Consider the following 19,184-nt stretch of genomic DNA (forward strand, 5'->3'; position numbering starts at 1 on the left):
CGTCCGGCCGAGGCAACTTCCCTGCGCGGGCGCTTGTCGAAGCGGCGCCACCGACCGAGTCAGAATTCCACAAACGACCGCAATGCCGTCGATCCCGCCTTCCTCTCAAGCCGCAACCCTCGCCGACGCGTCCGCCCATACGGAACCCGTGGCGCCCGTGCGCGACCGCATGACGCGCAGCGAGATGCGTGCCAGTCTCTCGCTGGCCAGCATATTTGCCTTGCGCATGCTGGGCCTGTTCCTGATCCTGCCTGTCTTTGCCGAATTTGCACGCACGCTGCCGGACGGCCATGACGCCCAGCGCGTGGGGATCGCCATGGGCATCTATGGGCTGATGCAGGCGTTCCTGCATATCCCGCTGGGCTGGCTGTCCGACCGCATCGGCCGCAAGCCCGTGATGGTGGCGGGCCTGCTGCTGTTCGTGGCTGGCGCCGTGGTAGCTGCGATGTCCGATACGCTGACCGGTATCACCATTGGCCGTGCCATGCAGGGCATGGGCGCCATCTCGGCGGCGATCACCGCATGCATCGCCGACCTCACACGCGAGAGGCATCGCACCAAGGCCATGGCGATGGTGGGCGGCAGCATCGGCCTGACCTTTGCGCTGTCGCTGGTCATTGCGTCGCCGCTGCTGCACAGCATCGGGATGTCGGGCATCTTCGGGTTGATGGCCGTGCTCGGTGTGCTGGCAATCCTGGTCACGCTCTTCATCGTGCCGACGCCTCCGGCGCCGCATCCGGTGCGGCTGCCGTTCCGCACCGTGTTGCTCAATCCCGACCTGATCCGCATGAATGTTGGCGTGCTGGCGCTGCATGCGAGCCAGGTGGCGATGTTCATGGTGGTGCCGGCCATGCTCAGCGACGCAGGCATGCCGCTGGACCAGCACTGGAAGATCTACCTGCCCGTGGTGCTGGTTTCGTTCCTGCTGATGCTCGGGCCGATGATGGCCGCCGAACGCTACGGCAAGATCCGGCCGGTACTGCTGGCATCCGTCGCACTGATGACGGCCGTGCAGTTGCTGTTCGCCACGGTACACGGTCTCTGGGCGATCAGTGGTGTGCTGCTGCTGTTCTTTGTCGCATTCAACGTACTGGAGGCGATGCAGCCTTCGCTGGTGTCGCGCTATGCCGCCGCCAGCCGGGGCGCCGCGCTCGGCGTCTACAACACCACGCAGGCGCTGGGCCTGGCCCTGGGCGGGGTAGCCGGTGGCTGGCTGCTCCAGCACGAAGGCCGTCCGGCGGTGTTCGTCGGCTGCGCCGCGGTACTTTTGGTCTGGCTTATAATCGCGTGGAGCATGAAGGCGCCACCCGCCCGCGCAGGCGCGGACAAGGCCGGCGATGCCGCGAGCGCCACGGTCTGAAATCCCCTGGCGTTGCGGCTCGGACACAACATTTGACGTTTCCGCATCACGCCGACACGTTTTTCCGTAGTATCGGCTGTAGCATTCGACACGCGCCCGACGGAGCTTCCGAACGGCGCGTGATGTCGTTTACGGTCTGGCGGATATTTTTCGCGAACCACACTTTCGCTTTACGTTTAACGCCGCGCTGAAAGGGCGCGGTCCCTGGAGAAATTCAACATGGCATCGGTCAACAAAGTGATCCTCGTCGGCAACCTCGGCGCCGACCCTGAAACGCGTTACATGCCCAGCGGCGATGCCGTGACCAATATCCGGCTGGCGACGACCGATCGCTACAAGGACAAGCAGAGCAACGAGTTCAAGGAAGCCACCGAGTGGCACCGCATCGCGTTCTTCGGCAAGCTGGCCGAAATCGCGGGCCAGTACCTGCGCAAGGGTTCGTCGGTCTATATCGAAGGCCGCATCCGCACGCGCAAGTGGCAGGACCAGTCGGGCCAGGACAAATACAGCACCGAAATCGTCGCCGACCAGATGCAGATGCTGGGTGGCCGCGGCCAGGGTGGCGGCGGTGAAGAAGGTGGCGGCGGCTACGGTGGTGGTGCCGGCGCGGGCGGTGGCGGCGGTGGCTACAGCCGCGAATCGCAAGGCGGCGGTGGCGGCTACGGCGGTGGCCGTGCCCAGGGCGGCGGCCAGGGTGGTCAAGGCGGCCAGCAGGGCGGTCAGCGCCGCCAGCAGCAGGCACCCTCGAACGGTTTCGAGGATATGGATGACGACATTCCGTTCTGAGATGCACCTCTCTGACAGTAGAGAGTAAAAGTATGCAAGGCCCTCTTCACGGAGGGCCTTTTGTTTTTCTGGCTAGCTGGCGGTGTCCCTGGTCGGCTGTACTGCTAGCGGCTGCGGCTCTGATTGGGCGACCAGTGCAAGCGCATGGCGGCTCGACGGCTTTACGTTGTCGAGCGGCCCATCCAGATGGCACACCGTACCCACCCAATCCACAAAAGCCCGCAACGCCGGGGTCAGTTTCTGCCGCGAGAAGATCACTGACAGAAGCGGTGGCGGGGGGCGGAAATCGGCAAGGATTTCGCACAGTTCGCCGCCTTCGATATAGGGGGCGGCCAGGATGGATGGAACTTGAACAATGCCGAGGCCGAGCAGTGCGCTATGCAGATGCGCGTCGCTGAAGTCGGTAGCTAGCCGCGATGGCACGCGAACCACGCGGGTGCTGCCGTCGAAGGTGAACGTCAGCCCAAATTGCGACATGGATTCGCGCTTCGCCCAGTTCACCGCGACATGGTGTTGCAGGCTGCCGGGATTCGATGGAGAACCGTAGCGGGCGAGATATGCAGGACTGGCGACCGTGATGTACGGGTAGGGGCCCAGGCGGCGGGCGATCAGTGAGGAATCTTCGAGTTCGCCGATGCGAAATGCGCAGTCGATGCCGTCCTGCACCATGTCCACGCGGTCTTCGCCGAAACGGACGACGAGTTCGATATCGGGATGCTGCGCGTGGAAGCGGTCCAGTGCCGGCAGGATGAGGCACCGTCCGACGGAGTCTGGCATGACAATCCGCAGTCTTCCATGTGGGCCCCGCGCCGGGTTCCGAAAACCCGCTTCGGCGGTGTGGACGGCATCGAGAATATTGATGCAGTGCCCGTAGTAGGTGGCACCGATGCTCGTCAGGCGGAGGCTTCGGGTGGAGCGATGGATGAGCTGGACTGCGAAATGTTCTTCGAGCTCCTGGATGATGCGGGTCACGGCCCCACGAGACATACCCAGGGAATCGGCGGCGCGACCGAAACTTCCGGCGTCGACGATTCGTGTGAAGACAGACATGGCACGGAGTCGATCCATGCAGAAGTACTCCTCTCGTGGCGGCGGGCGCGATCTCGACAAGAGGTGCGAAATTACGTTCTTGCGCCGCCGGGCACAAGCCGCAGCCGGGACGCACTGAGTCGCGCAAAAAGAAACAGTGCGTGCACTCCTGGGTCCCGGGTGCGTGGAGGGTGTGGGCTACTTGCCGCGGTTGCCGTTCAGCGCCGCGAACTGCTCCGTCAGGTAGGTCTTGGTTTTGTCCAGCCGCGACACCAGCAGGTCCAGTTGCGTGAACTGCGCGCGGTAGCGATCCATCACCACGTCGATGCGATCCGCGGTGGCGGCGTACTTGTCTTCCAGGCCCTTCAGCGTGTCGGTGATGCCGCTGGTGGCCGCATCGAGTGCGCCGCCCTTGTTGTTCAGGCCATCCACATAGTCCGTGATGGTCTTGCCCATGCCGCTGGTGCCGTCCACGCCCGTAAAAAACGAGGTCAGGGCCTTGAAGTTGGTCGACAAGGCCGTCTTGAGCTTGTCGTCGTTGACTTCGAGCTTGCCAGCGTTGTCGGTGCCGACGTTGAACTCGATGCCGAAATTCGACAGCGTATTCATGCCGCCGGCGCCATCGGGCAGGGCCGTGTTCAACATCGAACGCATGCTTGCCATGATGTTGCGCAGCGTGTTGTCGCCATTGAGTGCGGCCTTGGTGCCGGACTCCGTGTCGTACGCAGTCAGCGTCTTGGCGGCCGACAGCACATTGTTGTAGGCGGTGACAAAGCCTTTCACGGCGGCGGTGATCGCGCTGTCGTCGCGGGTCACGGCCATCGTGGTCGTGCCGATGGACCTGATGGTCATCGTGATGCCCTGCGCGGCTTCCTCGACGGTGTTGCTCTGGCTGACGACTTCGGTGCCGTTGATGGTCATCCTGGTGTCGGAAGCCTTGACCGTCTCCCTGATGCCATTGGCCTGCGTGGCCTGCGTCGGGTCGAAGTTGACGATGTCGCCTACGGCCGCATCACTGGCGGTGACCTTCATCTGTGACTTCGTGCCGGTCTTCTCCGAAGTCAGCACCAGTCGATACGGCGTGCCGCTGCCATCGTTGACGATGCTGGCGCTGACGCCTACACCGGCCTTGTTGATCGAGTCGCGGATGCCTTGCAGGGACGTGTCCGAGACGAGCGTCACGGTCTTGGTGGACGACGGCGTGCCGCCCGTTGCCAGGTCTGCACCGAAATCGAAGGTAATGCTGCCTCCACCGATGGCAGCCTTCTGATCCGTGACGGCCTTCGTCACCAGCGACTGGGCCGCGGCCACGGAGGTGACGTTGATGTTGTAGCTGCCAGCGACGGCGCTGGAATTAGCGGCGGCGGTCAGCACGCTCTCGCTCGCCACGTACGGCTTTACGGCGGCAAACGTCGAGGCGCTGGCCAGCGTCTTGGCGGCGGCTGAGTAGGCGTCGAGCACGCTCTTGATCGTGCCGTAGCCGGACAGCCTGGCCTGGAAACTCTTGGCCTGGTTGTTGATCGCGGTGAGCTGGATTTTTTCGTTGGCCTCGATCTTGTCGAGCAGGTCTGCCAACTGGAGATTGGAGCCGATGCCAATGGAGGAGATTGCCATGTTCTTATGTGTTGTTAAGACTGCGATCGGCGATCAGCCGCCCAGCAATGCCAGTTGATCGGAGAAGAAACTGTTCGCCGCGTTGCTTCCGTTGATCAGCATGTCGAGCCGGGTGTACTGAATGCGATAGGTCTCCATCACTGCGGCTGCCCTGGTCACCTCGTCGGACTGGCGTCCTGCAAGGTCTCGAAGATCGGCCCCGATCTGCCCAGTTGCCTTGCTGAGGGCGCCACCGGGCTTGGTCAGTGCCGTCACCGCGTCGGAGACCGCCTTGGCAAGACCTTCGTTGCCCTTGCCGTCGCCTTGCAGCAGGTCTTTGACGGCCTTCGGATCATCCTTCAGTGCCTGCTCGAACTTTGCGCTATCGAGCTTCAAGTCGCCGTTGCTGTCGAAGGACAGGCCGATGCTGCTGGCATCGACATCGCGGAACGCCCCCTGCAGCGAAGTCGATATCGCCCTGAGCGCGGCGTCACCCGTGAGGGCGCCCGGTGTCGCGCCCGGTCCGATGCCAGTCTGGTTGCCAATCTCGCTACGTACGGCGTTGAAGGTTTCAACGAGCTTCTTTACCGCAGCCAGGGCGGAGGAATCTTCTCCGTCCGCCGGTGCCTTGATATCGCTGAGCTTTGCGATGGCATTGGCTGCACCGGCCAGATCGTCCAGGCGGCCTCGGACCTTTGCGTAGGCCGACAGCTTGCTGTTGTAGGAGTTCGCCTGCTGATCGTAGAGGCTCAGTCGTGACGTAACGCTTCTGCCCTTTGCCGCGAAAGCTTGATTCAGGTCGATGCCGGCGGCGTAACCCAGTGTGGTGACAGAACTCATCGCTGTTAGTCCGAGAAGTAGATACGGAGGCTAACGACTGGCGGGCGATGGTTAATTATTCGAGAAGAGAATAATGACTTTTGCGTAAATCCGAAAAAGCAGGAAGCGAAATCTACTGGGCCGTAAGGCCAATGCCATTCCCGCGCCTTGGGTCCTATGCTGTAATCAGCGCTTTCTTCCGGCTTCCACCGATTTATGGCATCGAACCCTTCCACCACTCGCGATGCGCCCGCTTCGCAATGGCTGCGCTGGCTTCCGGGCCTTGCCACGCTCAGGCAATACGAGCCGGGCTGGCTGCCCAGGGACATCGCCGCCGGACTCGTGCTGACCACGATGCTGGTGCCGGTGGGCATTGCCTATGCCGAGGCATCGGGCGTACCCGGCGTGTACGGGCTCTATGCCACGATCATTCCGCTGCTGGCGTACGCGATGTTCGGTCCGAGCCGCATTCTGGTGCTCGGTCCCGACTCCGCATTGGCGGCGCCAATCCTGGCGGTGGTCATCGCGTCATCGGCAGGAGATCCGGCGCGTGCCGTGGCCACGGCGAGCCTGATGGCGATTGTGGCGGGGCTGTTCTGTGTCGTGCTTGGCCTGCTGCGGCTCGGCTTTATCACCGAGCTGCTGTCGAAGCCGATTCGCTACGGCTACATGAACGGCATTGCGCTGACCGTGCTGGTCAGCCAGTTGCCCAAGCTGTTCGCCATTTCGATTGACGATGCGGGGCCATTGCGCGAACTGTGGCAACTGGGGCAGGCGATTGCCGATGGCGAGACGCACGCCTACAGCCTGCTGGTCGGTCTCGGCACGTTGCTGCTGATTCTGTTGCTCAAGCGATACGAGCGCGTGCCGGGCATCCTGATCGCCGTCATTGTCGCCACGGTGGCGGTGACGGTCCTGCGGCTCGACGATGCGGGTGTGAAGGTGCTGGGCGAGATTCCGCAGGGTTTGCCGGGGTTCGCGATTCCGTGGCTGGGCAGTGCGGATTACGTGCGCATCGTGCTGGGCGGCTGCGCCGTGGCGATGATTGCCTTTGCGGATACCAGCGTACTGTCGCGCACCTTTGCGGCGCGCTCGCATACGCGCGTCGATCCGAACCAGGAAATGGTCGGACTCGGCGTGGCAAATCTTGCAGCGGGATTCTTTCAGGGCTTTCCGATCAGCAGCAGCGCATCGCGCACGCCGGTGGCCGAGGCAGCCGGGGCGCGGACGCAATTGACTGGTGTGGTCGGCGCCATCGCCGTGGCCGCACTGTTGCTGTTCGCACCGAACCTGCTGCGCAACCTGCCCAACAGCGCGCTGGCCGCGGTGGTGATCGCCGCCGCGCTGGGCCTGTTCGAATTCAAGGACCTCAAGCGCATCTATCGCATCCAGCAATGGGAGTTCTGGCTGTCGATGCTGTGCTTCGTGGCGGTGGCGGTCTTCGGTGCGATTCCGGGCATCTGCCTGGCCGTAGTACTCGCCATCATCGAATTCCTGTGGGACGGCTGGCGTCCGCACTTCGCGGTGCTGGGCCGCGTCCCCGGTCTGCGCGGCTACCACGATTTGAAACGCTATCCGCAAGCTGCGCTGATCGATGGACTCGTACTGTTTCGATGGGATGCGCCGCTGTTCTTCGCCAATGCCGAACTGTTCCAGCAACGGCTGACCGAGGCGGTGGAGGCAGCACCCTCGCCGGTGCGACGCGTGGTGGTGGCAGCGGAGCCGGTCACGAGCGTCGATGTCACATCGGCGGACATGCTGCGCGAACTGAGCCACGCGCTACAGGCACAAGGCATCGCACTGCACTTCGCCGAAATGAAAGACCCCGTGCGCGACAAGCTGCGACGCTTCGAACTGACTGAAATCTTCGGCAACGACCGCTTCCATCCAACGATCGGCAGTGCGGTGGATGATTACTTGACGAGTCTGGGGGTGGTGCTGGAGGAGTAGGCCCCAAACCGCCACGACAATCTTGCCGCCGCCTGCTTCACCACCTCTGCCACATCGCTGTCCAGCGCGCTGTCAAAGCTGCCGCTGCTGCCCATCACTGCAATGACGAGTGCCAGCGCGCCGGTGTGATCGAAGACCGGCGCGGCAAGGGTGTCGATGCCGGGTACGGGGCGGCTGATGGCGTGGTCGATGCCTGACTTGCGGATGGTTTGCCAGCGCGAAACGAGATCGGCACGTGCCGGTACGGAAGCACTGGCCATGCGGATCGCGTCCAGCTTCAGCGCATCGTCGCGGACATCGTCGGGAAGGTGTGCAGCGAAAGTGCGGCCGATGGCAGTGTGAACCATTGACAGCACCGTGCCGACGCGCAGGCTGACGTGCTGCGGACGTGACGATTCCTCGAGGCGGATCACGGTGGGACCGAGGGGACCGAAGACGGCCATCGCTACAGATAGCCCGGTGGCTTGTGCAAGGGCGATGATTTCCGGTTCGGCTTCGCGTGTTGGCGAGAGACGCTGCAGCGCGACGAGTCCGAGTTCGAGCGCGAGCACGCCAGCTTCGAAATCGCCATCGGCATTGCGGCAGAGCAGGCCGATCTTCTGCAGGCTCACCAGATGCGGGAAGGCCTTCGCTGGTGCCATGTCGGCGGCGCGTGCGAGTTCGCCCAGCGAGAGCGGTCGGCCTGCGTCTGCCAGTGCATCGAGCAACTGGCCGGTGTTGTCGAGCGACTGGATGCCGCGCTGCGGTTTGTGATCGGCGTGATCGCTCATGCTGGCTCCAGCGTTTGCATCATCTCTTCGCGCGCCGCACGCATGGCGCGCGCCACGGGACCTTGCGCGTCCACATCGATGGTGCCGGTAGAGCCAATCGCGGTCAGCACCAGCCGCAATGTGCCATCCGCGCCGATCAGCGGCATCGCCAGGCTGCTCACAGCCGGGCTGGGCGCATCGATGCTGTATTCCATCCCGCGCTCGCGGATGATGTCGAGCGACGCGGCGAAGTCGTGCAGTGCATCCGTCAATGCGGATGGTTGCTGGCTGCGCCAGATCGGCTGCCAGTGCGATGCCCGTTGGAACGCGCAGTAGACGCGGCCCGTCGCCGTGGCGGCCAGTGCCATGACTGTTCCCACATGAAGGTTCACGTGCAATGACATGCCGGCCGGTGCGTAATGGACGATGGTCGGCCCTTGCGCGGTTGGCAGGCTGATTGCCACGTTGCAACCGATGGTTGCCGCCAGCGCCTGCACGCGTGGCACGGCGGCGCGATAGGCGGGTTCGTGATCGAGATGAAGCATGCCGAGTCGCAGCGACAACGGCCCCGGCTCGTAGCGGCCATCGAGATGGTCACGCTTGATGAGACCGAGCCGAGTCAGGCTGACGAGGTAGGTATGCGCCTGCGCCGGTGCCATTTGCGCGGCAGCAGCCAGTTCGGCCAGCGACAAGGGGCGTCGTGCATCGGCCAGCGCTTGCAGCAGGCGGCCGCCAACTTCCACGCTCTGGATGCCGCGTTGGGTTTTGCCAGCAGGTTCGGCCGGGGAGCGTGCCATACGTTCGGAAGGCGGGTTAGCGAAAGGTCCACATGGTAGCGCGAGGCGGCGCGGCAAGCGCATTGGCATCTCCGCCACGTAGGGGTTTGCCATTACTTAGTGAATAGCAATCGTATTTGTCATTGACTAAGCATAGTCGTTTTCCTAAGCTTCGACTACCAGCGGCGTATACCGCTCCCCCCACATCGAAAAAAATACGAGGCAGACAATGGCAAAGGCATTTGCATCGCAGGCAGACCTGGAAGCCAAGCAGATCACTTTCACGAAACTCTCGGACAACGCCTATGCCTACACGGCCGAGGGCGACCCGAACTCGGGCGTGATCATTGGCGACGATGGCGTGATGATCATCGACACCACGGCCACCCCGGCCATGGCGCAGGACCTGATTGCGAAGATCCGCTCGGTCACTGACAAGCCGATCAAGTACGTGGTGCTGTCGCACTACCACGCGGTGCGCGTGCTGGGTGCCTCGGCCTATTTTGCGGAGGGTGCGGAGCAGATCATCGCCAGCCGTGGCACGTACGAGATGATCGTCGAGCGTGGCGAGGCCGACATGAAGTCCGAGATCGAGCGCTTTCCGCGCCTGTTCGCCGGTGTGGAAACGGTGCCGGGCCTGACGTGGCCCACGCTTGTCTTCGAGAAAGAAATCACGCTGTTCATGGGCAAGCTCGAAGTGCGCATCGCGCATCTGGGCGCGGGGCACACCAAGGGCGATACGGTCGTGTGGCTGCCGCAGCAGAAGGTGCTGTTCTCGGGCGATCTGGTGGAGTACGACGCGGCCTGTTATTGCGGCGACGCGCAGTTGGAGCAATGGCCCGCCACGCTCGATGCACTGGCCGCGCTGCAGCCCGAGAAACTCGTGCCGGGTCGTGGCCCCGCACTGACCAACCGCGACGAAGTGGCAAAGGGGCTCGCCTATACGAAGGATTTCGTATCCACGCTGCTGCAGGCGGGCCGCGAGGCCGTGGCTGGGCAGATGGATCTCAAGGCGGCGATGGCGCATACGCGCAAATCGATGGACCCGAAGTTCGGCCAGGTGTTTATCTACGAGCACTGCCTGCCGTTCGATGTCTCGCGCGCGTTCGATGAAGCGGCGGGGATCAAGCATCCGCGCATCTGGACCGCGCAACGGGATCAGGAGATGTGGGCGGCGCTGCAGGGGTGAGGCGCACGCAAGCCTGATGGTTTTCTCCCCTCTCCCGCGTTGCGGGAGAGGGGCTGGGGGAGAGGGCCAGCGGTGCAAATTGCGATCAGTTGGCAAGCAGAACTTCCAGCCCTCTCCCCCAACCCCTCTCCCATTGCATGGGAGAGGGGAGCAAACACGAAAACAAAAAAGAAATTCGCACGGAGACACCATGACCGACATCGACTACCAGCGGCAGACCTACGCCTATTCGCCATGCGATGAGCAGCAGGCGGGGCATGTTGCCGAGGGGCCGCGTCCCGTGGTGATCGTGGGTGCGGGGCCGGTGGGTCTTGCCACTGCCATCGACCTCGCGCGTCACGGTGTGCCGGTCGTGCTCATTGACGACGACTGCTCACTGTCCACGGGCTCGCGTGCCATCTGTTTTGCCAAGCGCACGCTGGAGATTTTCGATCGGCTCGGCTGCGGCGACCGCATGGTGAAGAAGGGTGTGCGCTGGAACGTCGGCAAGGTGTTCCTGCGCGACCAGAAGGTGTACGAGTTCGATCTGCTGCCCGAGTCCGGTCATCAGCGTCCGGCGTTCATCAACCTGCAGCAGTACTACGTGGAAGGCTATCTGCTCGAACGCGCGCTGACGATGCCGAACATCGACATCCGCTGGAAGAGCCGCGCCGTGGGCATTGCGCAGCACGACGACCACGCGGTGCTAACCATCGAGACTCCGGATGGCTGCTATGCGCTCGGCGCGCGCTACGTGGTGGCGGCCGATGGTTCGCGCAGCGCGCTGCGCAAGATGATCGGACAGGAGAGCCACGGCCACACCTTCCGTGACCGCTTCCTGATTGCCGATGTGAAGATGGATGCGCCGTTCCCGCCCGAGCGCTGGTTCTGGTTCGATCCGCCGTTCCATCCGAACCAGTCGGTGCTGTTGCATCGTCAGCCGGACAACGTGTGGCGCATCGACTTTCAACTCGGCTGGGACGCCGATCCCGTGGCAGAGAAAGCGCCCGAGCGGGTCATTCCGCGCGTGCAGGCGCTGCTCGGCGCCGATGCGAAATTCGAGATCGAATGGGTCAGCGTCTACACGTTTTCGTGTGTGCGCATGGACAGCTTCCGGCATGGTCGCGTGCTGTTCACGGGTGACGCCGCGCACGGCGTGTCGCCATTCGGCGCGCGCGGTGCGAACAGCGGCGTGCAGGATGCCGAGAACCTCGCGTGGAAGCTTGCGTATGTGCTGCAGGGCAAGGCGCCCGACCGCCTGCTCGACACCTACGCCAGCGAACGCGAATACGCCGCCGACGAGAACATCCGCCACTCCACACGTTCCACGGATTTCATCACGCCAAAGAGCGCGATGAGCCGCGTCTTCCGCGATGCCGCGCTGACGCTGGCGCGCGATCACGCGTTCGCGCGGCAACTCGTCAACAGCGGGCGCCTGTCGGTGCCTGCCGTGTTGCGCGAATCGTCGCTCAATACAGCCGATGTCGATGAATTCACTGGTGGTCTGATGCCCGGCGCGGTGTGCGTTGATGCGCCCGTGGCCGAAGCTGCAGGCACGCCGTGGTTGCTGCCGCATCTGGGCGATGCATTCGTGGCGCTGATCTTCGGTGCACCGGCCGGACTCGATGCCGCGAACGCCGGGGCGTTGCGGCAACTCCAGCATGGCGAGGTTCCGCTTCGTGTGGTGTTCGTCACCGATGCGGGCATGTCCGCGCAAGCGTGGCCGGGTGCCACCGTGCTGCGCGATGCGCTGGGGTTGGCCGCGCGTCGCTACGATGCGAATGCGGGCACCTGCTACCTCGTACGGCCGGACCAGCACGTCTGCGCGCGCTGGCGCCAGGTGGATGCCACGCGCATCGCCGAGGCCATGGCCCGCGCCACATGCACCGCTACATCGTCGAGCACGACCTCGCAGTCAGCGCCGGTGAATACGCCGGCCATGGCCTGATATCGATCCCGGAGACAGGCCGATGCCGCTCAATACTGCCCCCAACCTCGCGCGCGCCGATGATTTCTACGAGGCGCTGATCGAGATGCATCGCGATCTCGATGACGCGCAAAGCCAGGCCGCCAACGCGCGGCTGATCCTGCTGCTGGCCAACCATATTGGCGATCACGACGTCTTGCTCGATGCGCTGCACCTGGCGCGCGAGGCCGCAGATCCACAGGCCATACCCAGCGCTGAATCGCGCAGCCATCCCCAAAATCGGGCGTGAAGGTGGAGCCGGCGCCCGGCTCCGGTGCATCCGGAGTCGGAGAACGGTTGTTTCATGGTAATCCATGATGGAACACTTGTTGCTCAATGTCTAACATTGCAACAGTTGATGCTTCGTCGACGCATCCTGACGCATCCCATCGAGAGGAGTGATTCCATGACCCCATCCGCAATCCGTGCCGCTGTCGTGCTGGCCGCAGCTTCGGGTGCCATGTCAGTCGCCGCGCCGGCACTGGCTGCCGATGCTGCTGCCGTGGCCGCCAGCCCCACGCTTTCCAAGATCAAGCAGGCCGGCGCAATATCGATCGGGCATCGCACTTCCTCGATTCCGTTTTCCTATTACGACAGCAACCAGAAGGTGGTGGGCTTCGCGCAGGACATCTGCGACCGCGTGGTGGAAGCCGTGAAGAAGGAAACCGGTACGCCGAACCTGCAGGTACGCATGGTGCCGGTGACGTCACAGAACCGGATGTCGCTGGTGCAGAACGGCACCGTCGACATCGAGTGCGGCGTGACCACCAACCTGAAGGCACGTCAGCAGCAGGTGTCGTTCTCGACCACGTATTTCGTGGCCGGCACGCGGCTACTGGTGAAGAAGGGCAGTCCGGTGCGCGATTTCGCCGATCTCTCGGGCAAGAGCGTGGTGACCAATGCCGGCACGACGTCGGAACGCATCCTGCGCAAACTCAACGACGAGAAGGGCGCGAACATGACGATTCAGAGCGCCAAGGATTACGGCGAATCGTTCCTGATCCTGCAATCGGGTCGTGCCGCGGCGTTCATGATGGACGATGTGCTGCTATCCGGTGCGCGCACGTTGTCGCCCCGGCCGGATGACTGGGCCGTGGTCGGCACGCCGCAATCGTTCGAGGCTTACGGCTTCATGATGCGCCGCGACGATCCGGGCTTCAAGCAGGTAGTGGATGGCGCGATGACCGGCCTGATGCGCAGCGGCGAGATCAACACGCTCTATACGAAGTGGCTTCAGAAGCCGGTGCCGCCGAAGAACCTGTCGTTCGACCTGCCGCAGAACGAGCAGATCAAGAAGGCTTACGCGAGCCCGAGCGACGAGGCGTTCGAGTAAGCCTGACGCCGCAGATCAGCGCCCGCGCTCGGGCAGGTAGGCGCCGGTGCGCTGGAGTTGGCCTTCGGTCTGCTCCAGCGCGCGGATGGCGCCCTTGCCCTTGCGGGCCAGCAATTGCTCGACGAGTGCCTCGACCATCGTCACGCCTGACGTGATCGACGGGAAGAACGACGGGCTGTCGACGGCAAACAGCAGCGTCACGTCTGCATCGAGCGCGATGGGCGCCACGGTGCTGTCGGTCAGCGCAATCACCTTGCAGCCCGCCTCGCGTGCGGCCGTGGCCACGCGCAGACTTTCCTGCGAGTACGGCGCGAACCCGGCCACGAGCACCGCGTCCTTCGCGCCAAGTGCACGCAGTTCCATTTCGAGCGTGCCGGCATCGCCGCGAATCAGGCGCACCGAACTGCGGAACAGTCCATAGATGTAGTGGAACGTGAAGGCGATCGGAAAACACGACCGAAAACCCGCCACGTGTACGGTGGGCGCTGCGGCCAGCAGATCCGCTGCGAGTGGCAACGTCTCGGTGTTGTTCGCGAGCAGCGCGTCGAGGTTGTGATGCTGTACCTCCACCATCTCCGCCAGCCTGCGGCCAGGTCCGCTGCTCTTGTCCGATGCCTGCACCACCTTGCGCGCGCGCCGCGCATACGGCTGGCGGCCGTCCTCGCGCACCGCATCCACAAACAGTTCGCGCAGCCCCTGCCATCCCTCGAATCCCAGCGATTGCGATAGCCGTACCAGCGTGGCCGGTTGCACGCCCGCATTGGCAGCCACTTTTCGCATCGACTGGATGGCGATGTCGCGCGGATGGTCGAGCAGATATCGGGCGCCGCCCTGGAACTGCACACTGAGATTCGGAAACTCGCCACGCAATTGCGTGAGCAGCGCATCGAGCGTTTGCGGCGGATTGGGGATGACGGACATCGGCGCAGGAATGGAATGAAGTGCAACGATTGTTGCACAGGTTGGGCCGGAGTCACTGGAACGCCGTGAGGATGTCTTGGATTTGTATGTTTCTCGTTTGTTGTTGAATGAAACAAACGTTGCAAACAACATCCGATGTTCCTATACTGGGCACCTGAAAAGCGCAGTCCCCTGTAGTCATCACTCGAAGCCCCTGACATGACGCACGTATTCCATCGCCATCCCAAACAGAAACTGCCCGTTGCCGTCGGCGGCCGGGGTATCGAGTTGTTCGACAGCGAAGGCCGACGTTACCTTGATGCCTCGGGTGGTGCAGCGGTCTCGTGCCTGGGACACGGCCATCCTCGCGTGATCGAGGCGATCAAGTCGCAGGTGGATACGCTGGCCTATGCGCACACGTCGTTCTTCACGACCGAAGTGTCCGAGACCCTGGCGCAAACATTGGCCGATGCCGCGCCCGGCGACCTGAACCACGTCTACTTCGTATCGGGTGGGTCGGAGGCCGTGGAAGCTGCGCTGAAGCTCGCGCGCCAGTATTTCGTCGAGGTGGGGCAGCCAGCGCGCCGCCACTTCATCGCGCGTCGCCAGAGCTATCACGGCAACACGCTGGGTGCGCTGGCGATTGGCGGCAACGCATGGCGTCGCGAGCCGTTCCTGCCGTTGCTGGTGCCGGCGTATCACGTCGCCCCTTGCTATGCCTATCGCGATCAGGCGGCTGGCGAAACCGATGTGCAATACGCGCAGCGTCTGGCCGATGAACTCGAAGCCAAGATCCTCGAACTGGGACCCGAGTCGGTGGCGGGTTTCGTGGCGGAAACCGTGGTGGGTGCCACAGCCGGCGCAGTGCCCCCGGTCGCGGACTACCTCAAGCGCATCCGCGCGGTCTGCGACAAGTACGGCGTGCTGCTGATTCTCGATGAAGTGATGTCCGGCATGGGTCGCACGGGTTACCTGTTCGCGTGCGAGGAAGACGGCGTGGTGCCCGATATTGTCACGATTGCCAAGGGCCTCGGCGCGGGCTACCAGCCAATCGGCGCGATGCTGTCGACGGCGCGCATCTACGACGCGATTCTCACCGGAAGCGGCTTCTTCCAGCACGGGCACACCTATATCGGCCATGCCACGGCATGCGCGGCGGCGCTGGCCGTGCAACAGACGATCGTTGAAGACAAGCTGCTCGACAACGTACTGGCACGCGGCGAGCAACTGCGCACCCGGCTGCGTGAGTCCCTCGGCAATCATCCGAATCTTGGCGATGTGCGCGGACGCGGTATGTTCGTCGGTGTCGAGTTTGTTGCGGATCGCGGCACCAAGGCCACGCTCGATCCTGCGCGCAAGACGCATGCTGTGCTAAAACGCACCTGCATGGAACACGGGTTGCTGGTCTATCCGATGGGCGGCACCGTCGATGGCGTGCATGGCGACCATGTACTATTCGCGCCGCCATTCATCTGCACGGCAGCCGACATCGACAATATCGTCGATCGATTCACGCAGGCCGTTCACGCGGTACTGCCGGTTTGAGACGCACAGAGATGACAAACGATACGATGCGCCGCCCTTTCTCGCTGGCCGTGGCACCGAACGGTGCACGCAAGACCCACACCGACCACGCACGCCTGCCAATCTCTCCCGATGAACTGGCGCAATGTGCACGCGAGTGCGTGGATGCCGGCGCGGCGATGATCCATCTGCATGTGCGACGTGCCGATGCCACGCACAGCCTTGAAGTGGCCGACTACGAACCCGCTATCGCCGCGGTGCGCAAGGCCGTAGGCAATGCGCTGGTGCTGCAATTGACCACAGAGGCAGTCGGCATCTACCAGCCGGCGCAGCAGATCGCCACCGTGCGCGCGCTGCGTCCCGAAGCGGCGTCGATTGCTGTGCGCGAACTCGCGCCGCATGCAGACGCCTTGCCCGTTGCACACGAATTTTTCCACTGGATGCACCGCGAGCACGTGGTGGCCCAGTACATCCTCTACGATGCCGCCGACGTACGCCGCTACGCCTCGCTGCGCGCCAGCGGCGTGATTCCCGAAGGTCGCCACTGGGTGCTGTTCGTGCTGGGCCGCTATTCCGCCGGCCAGAAATCGTCCCCGCTCGATCTGTTGCCATTCCTCGCCGCATGGGACGAGATGGGCCTCGCCCAGTCCGGCGTCGAATGGGCCGTGTGCGCCTTCGGCAAGCAGGAAGCCGACTGCGCCGCCGCCGCCGTCATGCTCGGCGGCCACGCACGGATCGGATTCGAAAACAACATGACGCTGCCCGATGGCGCGACGGCTCCGGACAACGCAGCGTTGCTCAACGCAGTGCGTACACCGCTGGTGGGGCTGGGGTATCAGGCGCTGACGGCGGATGGGTTGCGGGCGTTGGTGGGGTAGTTGAAACAGCGTCAGCGCTGCGACGTTCTGCCCTGGAAGAACAAGGTTCGCTGTGAAATGACTGGCTCCAGACATTTGAACGGGGCGCTGTTGCTGAACTCGTGATGTGCCCAAACAATGCTTGCGACAATGTCTGTAAATTGCAGGGCCAGACTGACCTTGCTTTCCCAAGGCGTTGTCTGCAGCGACGTGCTCGCGTCTCGTATCGCCAGTTCAAGACGAAGGTAGTCGTGCATGAAGTACTTCAACTGATCCTTCGTCGAGCGAGCATCGGGGATGAAAGACACCGAGCGATAGTCCGCCATGACGTCGATCAGCAGTAGCCGTGTCATGTAGTGATAGAGACCATTGGGGTGCGACCGGAAGGCTTCACTTACGTTGGCCTTGCGAACCGTGATACTCCTGATTTGGACGCTCTGTCCTGCGGACGCAATTCGCGCGATATCCTTCGCGAATACCTGGCGCTCGGGCGCGGACATTTGCACGGCTTTGAGTTCGTTGGACAACGCGCGGCGCCGTTTTTTGTAGAGGCCGCGCACGGGTCGGTCCAGAATCGCCTCATCGCCATCGGCAATGACAACAGCTGCTAACGTGAAGTAGCGGCTGGAGCCGCCCTTTTGGTAGGGCTTGTCCAATTGCCATCCGAGGCATCCGCATTCGTCGAGATAGATCGTGATCGCCATAGTGAAATAGCCTCCCCGAAGGGAGGCTATTGAAGTGATGCGGTACCCAGGTCTGACGCACTCAAAGTACGCTTACGATTACGACGCGTTTTGTCGCAGGGGCCCTGGGCCGTCAATGCAGTTTAAACCGCTGCGCCGCTACAGGGACCGATATTGGCGAATGCTGGTCGCCCCGTCAATAGGCGCAGAGCGCTTTCAGATTCGTCTCAAATCAGCGAGCCGCCACCTCCTCCGTCCACCATCCACCCCCCAGCGCCTGCATCAACGCCGCCGAATCTGCCAGTCGCGTCGCGCGGGCCTGCGCCAGGTCCAGTGTTGCCTGCCGTGCCTGGCGCTCTGCATCGATCACCGTGAACTGGCTGACGCCACCGAGCCGGTATTGCTCGTTGACGATGGCGAGCGTGTCGCGCGTTTGCTTCGCATTGTCGGCGCGGGCCTGCAGTGTGCCGGCATCGGCGTCGAGCGCGCGTAGTGCATCGGCTACGTTCTGCAGTCCTTGCAGCACGGCTTGCCGATAGGCGCCGAGCGATTGTTCGTACGCCGCTTCCTTTGCGCGCTTCTGTGCGCGTAGTTCTCCGCCGTGGAAGACCGGTTGCACGACACCCGCCGCGAGGCTCCAGATATTGAAACTGCTGAACAGGTCGCGCATGCGCATCTCCTGCGTGCCGCCGCTCGCGGTCAGCGTGATCTGCGGATAGAGGTTTGCGGTGGCCACGCCGATGTTGGCCGATGCCTGATGCAGCAGCGCTTCCGCCGCGCGAATGTCCGGACGCCGGCGCGCGAGTTCCGAGGGCAGGCTGACGGGCAGCGATTCGGGCAACTGCAAGTCTTCGAGCCTGAATTCGGGAAGCTGCGCGCTGGCCGGTGTCTGCCCCGTGTAGACCGCAAGCTGATGGCGCGTGGCGTCGATCTGCTGCGAGAGTCCCGGAATCAATGCCTCGGTCTGTGCAAGTTCCGATTGCTGGCGCTGCACATCCACGCGCGCCACGCCGCCCAGATTCAATCGTTGTTGCATGATGCCGAGTTGACGCCGTTGTGCATCGGCGATGGCAACCGTGTCGCCCAACTGCGCGCGCAGACCGGCTTCGCGGATCGCAGTCGTCGCGACGTTCGCGGCCAGCGAGAGACGCGCGGCTTCGAGTTCGTAGCGCTGATAGTCCACAGCGGCTTGCAGTCCTTCCAGTTCGCGGCGCTGTCCACCGAACAGGTCGAGTGCGTACGAAACCTGCACGCTGGCGTTGTAGAGCGTGAACGGCCCCGGACTCGGCAACTGCGTGATCCCCACCGATTGCAGGTTCACCTGCTGGCGCGTGGCATCGAACTTCGCATCGATCTGCGGAAACTGCGTGGCGCCCGTGCGCGAGGCGAGATTCTCCTGCGCCTCGCGCAATCGTGCACTGGCCTGCGTCAGCGTCGGGCTGTTCGCAAGCGCGATGCGGATGGTCTCGTCGAGCTGCGGATTGCGGAACAGCGTCCACCATTGCGCCGGCACGTCGCCGGGTGCAAGTGTCTGCGTGGGATAGCCGGTCGAAGCCAGTTGCGTGGGCTGCAGACCTGTCGTGTAGCGCGCATCGGGCACACCATCGGGCGTGCGGAAATCGGGACCGACCGTGCAGCCTGCAGCCAGCAGCGCGGCGACGACAACAATCCGCTTGTGAGCGTTGGACATG

The 19,184-nt window shown here is 63.4% G+C and carries 17 protein-coding genes; 9 read left to right on the forward strand and 8 right to left on the reverse strand.

The window, feature by feature from the left end; translation table 11 throughout:
* Positions 1-82: 82 nt before the first annotated feature.
* Entirely contained in the window at positions 83-1,360 is a 1,278-nt protein-coding gene (locus tag FFS21_RS06335) for an MFS transporter (protein ID WP_137924063.1), read from the forward strand.
* A gap of 219 nt (positions 1,361-1,579) precedes the next feature.
* Positions 1,580-2,146 carry a single-stranded DNA-binding protein gene (locus tag FFS21_RS06340; RefSeq protein ID WP_137924064.1) on the forward strand — a complete coding sequence of 189 codons (567 nt, stop codon included), beginning with the start codon at positions 1,580-1,582 and terminating at the stop codon, positions 2,144-2,146.
* Positions 2,147-2,218: 72 nt separating this feature from the next.
* Here FFS21_RS06340 and FFS21_RS06345 read toward each other — a convergent pair whose 3' ends face one another.
* The 3 genes from FFS21_RS06345 to fliD (FFS21_RS06355) form a co-directional block, all read right to left on the reverse strand.
* Positions 2,219-3,214 carry a LysR family transcriptional regulator gene (locus FFS21_RS06345; protein WP_137924065.1) on the reverse strand — a complete coding sequence of 332 codons (996 nt, stop codon included), beginning with the start codon at positions 3,212-3,214 and terminating at the stop codon, positions 2,219-2,221.
* A gap of 159 nt (positions 3,215-3,373) precedes the next feature.
* A complete protein-coding gene (fliD, locus tag FFS21_RS06350; protein WP_137924066.1) occupies positions 3,374-4,789 on the reverse strand; it encodes a flagellar filament capping protein FliD in 1,416 nt (471 codons plus the stop codon).
* 33 nt (positions 4,790-4,822) lie between these two features.
* Positions 4,823-5,608 carry a flagellar filament capping protein FliD gene (gene fliD / locus FFS21_RS06355; protein WP_137924067.1) on the reverse strand — a complete coding sequence of 262 codons (786 nt, stop codon included), beginning with the start codon at positions 5,606-5,608 and terminating at the stop codon, positions 4,823-4,825.
* Between the two features lie 195 nt (positions 5,609-5,803).
* Between fliD (FFS21_RS06355) and FFS21_RS06360 the strand changes: the two genes are divergently transcribed.
* Positions 5,804-7,537, forward strand: a complete 1,734-nt coding sequence (locus tag FFS21_RS06360; protein WP_137924068.1) for a SulP family inorganic anion transporter — start codon at positions 5,804-5,806, stop codon at positions 7,535-7,537.
* Here FFS21_RS06360 and FFS21_RS06365 read toward each other — a convergent pair.
* Both FFS21_RS06365 and FFS21_RS06370 read right to left on the reverse strand, forming a co-directional pair.
* Complete coding sequence (locus FFS21_RS06365; protein ID WP_137924069.1) at positions 7,501-8,307, reverse strand: IclR family transcriptional regulator; 807 nt, start codon at positions 8,305-8,307, stop codon at positions 7,501-7,503. The genes FFS21_RS06360 and FFS21_RS06365 overlap by 37 nt on opposite strands.
* Complete coding sequence (locus FFS21_RS06370; protein ID WP_137924070.1) at positions 8,304-9,083, reverse strand: IclR family transcriptional regulator; 780 nt, start codon at positions 9,081-9,083, stop codon at positions 8,304-8,306. The genes FFS21_RS06365 and FFS21_RS06370 overlap by 4 nt, the downstream gene beginning before the upstream one ends.
* 208 nt (positions 9,084-9,291) lie before the next feature.
* Here FFS21_RS06370 and FFS21_RS06375 point away from each other — a divergent pair, with 208 nt between their 5' ends.
* The 4 genes from FFS21_RS06375 to FFS21_RS06390 all read left to right on the forward strand — a co-directional run bounded on the left by FFS21_RS06375 (position 9,292) and on the right by FFS21_RS06390 (position 13,529).
* The gene (locus FFS21_RS06375) at positions 9,292-10,251 is read left to right on the forward strand and encodes an MBL fold metallo-hydrolase (RefSeq protein WP_137924071.1); all 960 of its coding nucleotides are present in this window, start codon (positions 9,292-9,294) and stop codon (positions 10,249-10,251) included.
* A 190-nt stretch (positions 10,252-10,441) separates the two neighbouring features.
* Entirely contained in the window at positions 10,442-12,178 is a 1,737-nt protein-coding gene (locus FFS21_RS06380) for an FAD-dependent oxidoreductase (protein WP_137924072.1), read from the forward strand.
* 22 nt (positions 12,179-12,200) lie between these two features.
* Positions 12,201-12,446 carry a DUF2783 domain-containing protein gene (locus FFS21_RS06385; RefSeq protein ID WP_137924073.1) on the forward strand — a complete coding sequence of 82 codons (246 nt, stop codon included), beginning with the start codon at positions 12,201-12,203 and terminating at the stop codon, positions 12,444-12,446.
* A 210-nt stretch (positions 12,447-12,656) separates the two neighbouring features.
* Positions 12,657-13,529, forward strand: coding sequence for a glutamate/aspartate ABC transporter substrate-binding protein (locus FFS21_RS06390; protein WP_249359188.1), 873 nt, complete (start codon positions 12,657-12,659; stop codon positions 13,527-13,529).
* A gap of 15 nt (positions 13,530-13,544) precedes the next feature.
* Here FFS21_RS06390 and FFS21_RS06395 read toward each other — a convergent pair whose 3' ends face one another.
* The gene (locus tag FFS21_RS06395; protein ID WP_137924075.1) at positions 13,545-14,450 is read right to left on the reverse strand and encodes a MurR/RpiR family transcriptional regulator; all 906 of its coding nucleotides are present in this window, start codon (positions 14,448-14,450) and stop codon (positions 13,545-13,547) included.
* Between the two features lie 198 nt (positions 14,451-14,648).
* Here FFS21_RS06395 and FFS21_RS06400 point away from each other — a divergent pair, with 198 nt between their 5' ends.
* Both FFS21_RS06400 and FFS21_RS06405 read left to right on the forward strand, forming a co-directional pair.
* Entirely contained in the window at positions 14,649-15,974 is a 1,326-nt protein-coding gene (locus FFS21_RS06400) for an aspartate aminotransferase family protein (RefSeq protein WP_137924076.1), read from the forward strand.
* A 26-nt stretch (positions 15,975-16,000) separates the two neighbouring features.
* A complete protein-coding gene (locus FFS21_RS06405) occupies positions 16,001-16,831 on the forward strand; it encodes a beta-keto acid cleavage family enzyme (protein WP_137924144.1) in 831 nt (276 codons plus the stop codon).
* Positions 16,832-16,842: 11 nt separating this feature from the next.
* On the opposite strand, the gene FFS21_RS06410 is transcribed toward FFS21_RS06405, so the two are convergent.
* Both FFS21_RS06410 and FFS21_RS06415 read right to left on the reverse strand, forming a co-directional pair.
* On the reverse strand, positions 16,843-17,514 hold the full coding sequence (locus FFS21_RS06410; RefSeq protein WP_137924077.1) for a DUF3800 domain-containing protein: 672 nt from the start codon (positions 17,512-17,514) through the stop codon (positions 16,843-16,845).
* Positions 17,515-17,725: 211 nt separating this feature from the next.
* Positions 17,726-19,183: an efflux transporter outer membrane subunit gene (locus FFS21_RS06415; protein WP_137924078.1), complete on the reverse strand. Its 1,458-nt coding sequence runs from the start codon at positions 19,181-19,183 to the stop codon at positions 17,726-17,728.
* Between the last annotated feature and the right edge of the window lies 1 nt (position 19,184).

This window comes from Cupriavidus sp. 2SB (assembly GCF_005503625.1).
Lineage (GTDB): Bacteria > Pseudomonadota > Gammaproteobacteria > Burkholderiales > Burkholderiaceae > Cupriavidus.

What these genes read in the sequence shown, in the direction of transcription:
- FFS21_RS06395 (WP_137924075.1), bottom strand. Translation starts at nt 14,450, where the DNA reads ATGTCCGTCATCCCCAATCCGCCGCAAACGCTCGATGCGCTGCTCACG.
- fliD (WP_137924067.1), bottom strand. Translation starts at nt 5,608, where the DNA reads ATGAGTTCTGTCACCACACTGGGTTACGCCGCCGGCATCGACCTGAAT.
- FFS21_RS06410 (WP_137924077.1), bottom strand. Translation starts at nt 17,514, where the DNA reads ATGGCGATCACGATCTATCTCGACGAATGCGGATGCCTCGGATGGCAA.
- FFS21_RS06385 (WP_137924073.1), top strand. Translation starts at nt 12,201, where the DNA reads ATGCCGCTCAATACTGCCCCCAACCTCGCGCGCGCCGATGATTTCTAC.
- FFS21_RS06360 (WP_137924068.1), top strand. Translation starts at nt 5,804, where the DNA reads ATGGCATCGAACCCTTCCACCACTCGCGATGCGCCCGCTTCGCAATGG.
- FFS21_RS06400 (WP_137924076.1), top strand. Translation starts at nt 14,649, where the DNA reads ATGACGCACGTATTCCATCGCCATCCCAAACAGAAACTGCCCGTTGCC.
- FFS21_RS06375 (WP_137924071.1), top strand. Translation starts at nt 9,292, where the DNA reads ATGGCAAAGGCATTTGCATCGCAGGCAGACCTGGAAGCCAAGCAGATC.
- FFS21_RS06335 (WP_137924063.1), top strand. Translation starts at nt 83, where the DNA reads ATGCCGTCGATCCCGCCTTCCTCTCAAGCCGCAACCCTCGCCGACGCG.
- fliD (WP_137924066.1), bottom strand. Translation starts at nt 4,789, where the DNA reads ATGGCAATCTCCTCCATTGGCATCGGCTCCAATCTCCAGTTGGCAGAC.
- FFS21_RS06365 (WP_137924069.1), bottom strand. Translation starts at nt 8,307, where the DNA reads ATGAGCGATCACGCCGATCACAAACCGCAGCGCGGCATCCAGTCGCTC.
- FFS21_RS06340 (WP_137924064.1), top strand. Translation starts at nt 1,580, where the DNA reads ATGGCATCGGTCAACAAAGTGATCCTCGTCGGCAACCTCGGCGCCGAC.
- FFS21_RS06370 (WP_137924070.1), bottom strand. Translation starts at nt 9,083, where the DNA reads ATGGCACGCTCCCCGGCCGAACCTGCTGGCAAAACCCAACGCGGCATC.
- FFS21_RS06415 (WP_137924078.1), bottom strand. Translation starts at nt 19,183, where the DNA reads ATGTCCAACGCTCACAAGCGGATTGTTGTCGTCGCCGCGCTGCTGGCT.
- FFS21_RS06405 (WP_137924144.1), top strand. Translation starts at nt 16,001, where the DNA reads ATGCGCCGCCCTTTCTCGCTGGCCGTGGCACCGAACGGTGCACGCAAG.
- FFS21_RS06380 (WP_137924072.1), top strand. Translation starts at nt 10,442, where the DNA reads ATGACCGACATCGACTACCAGCGGCAGACCTACGCCTATTCGCCATGC.
- FFS21_RS06345 (WP_137924065.1), bottom strand. Translation starts at nt 3,214, where the DNA reads ATGGATCGACTCCGTGCCATGTCTGTCTTCACACGAATCGTCGACGCC.
- FFS21_RS06390 (WP_249359188.1), top strand. Translation starts at nt 12,657, where the DNA reads ATGTCAGTCGCCGCGCCGGCACTGGCTGCCGATGCTGCTGCCGTGGCC.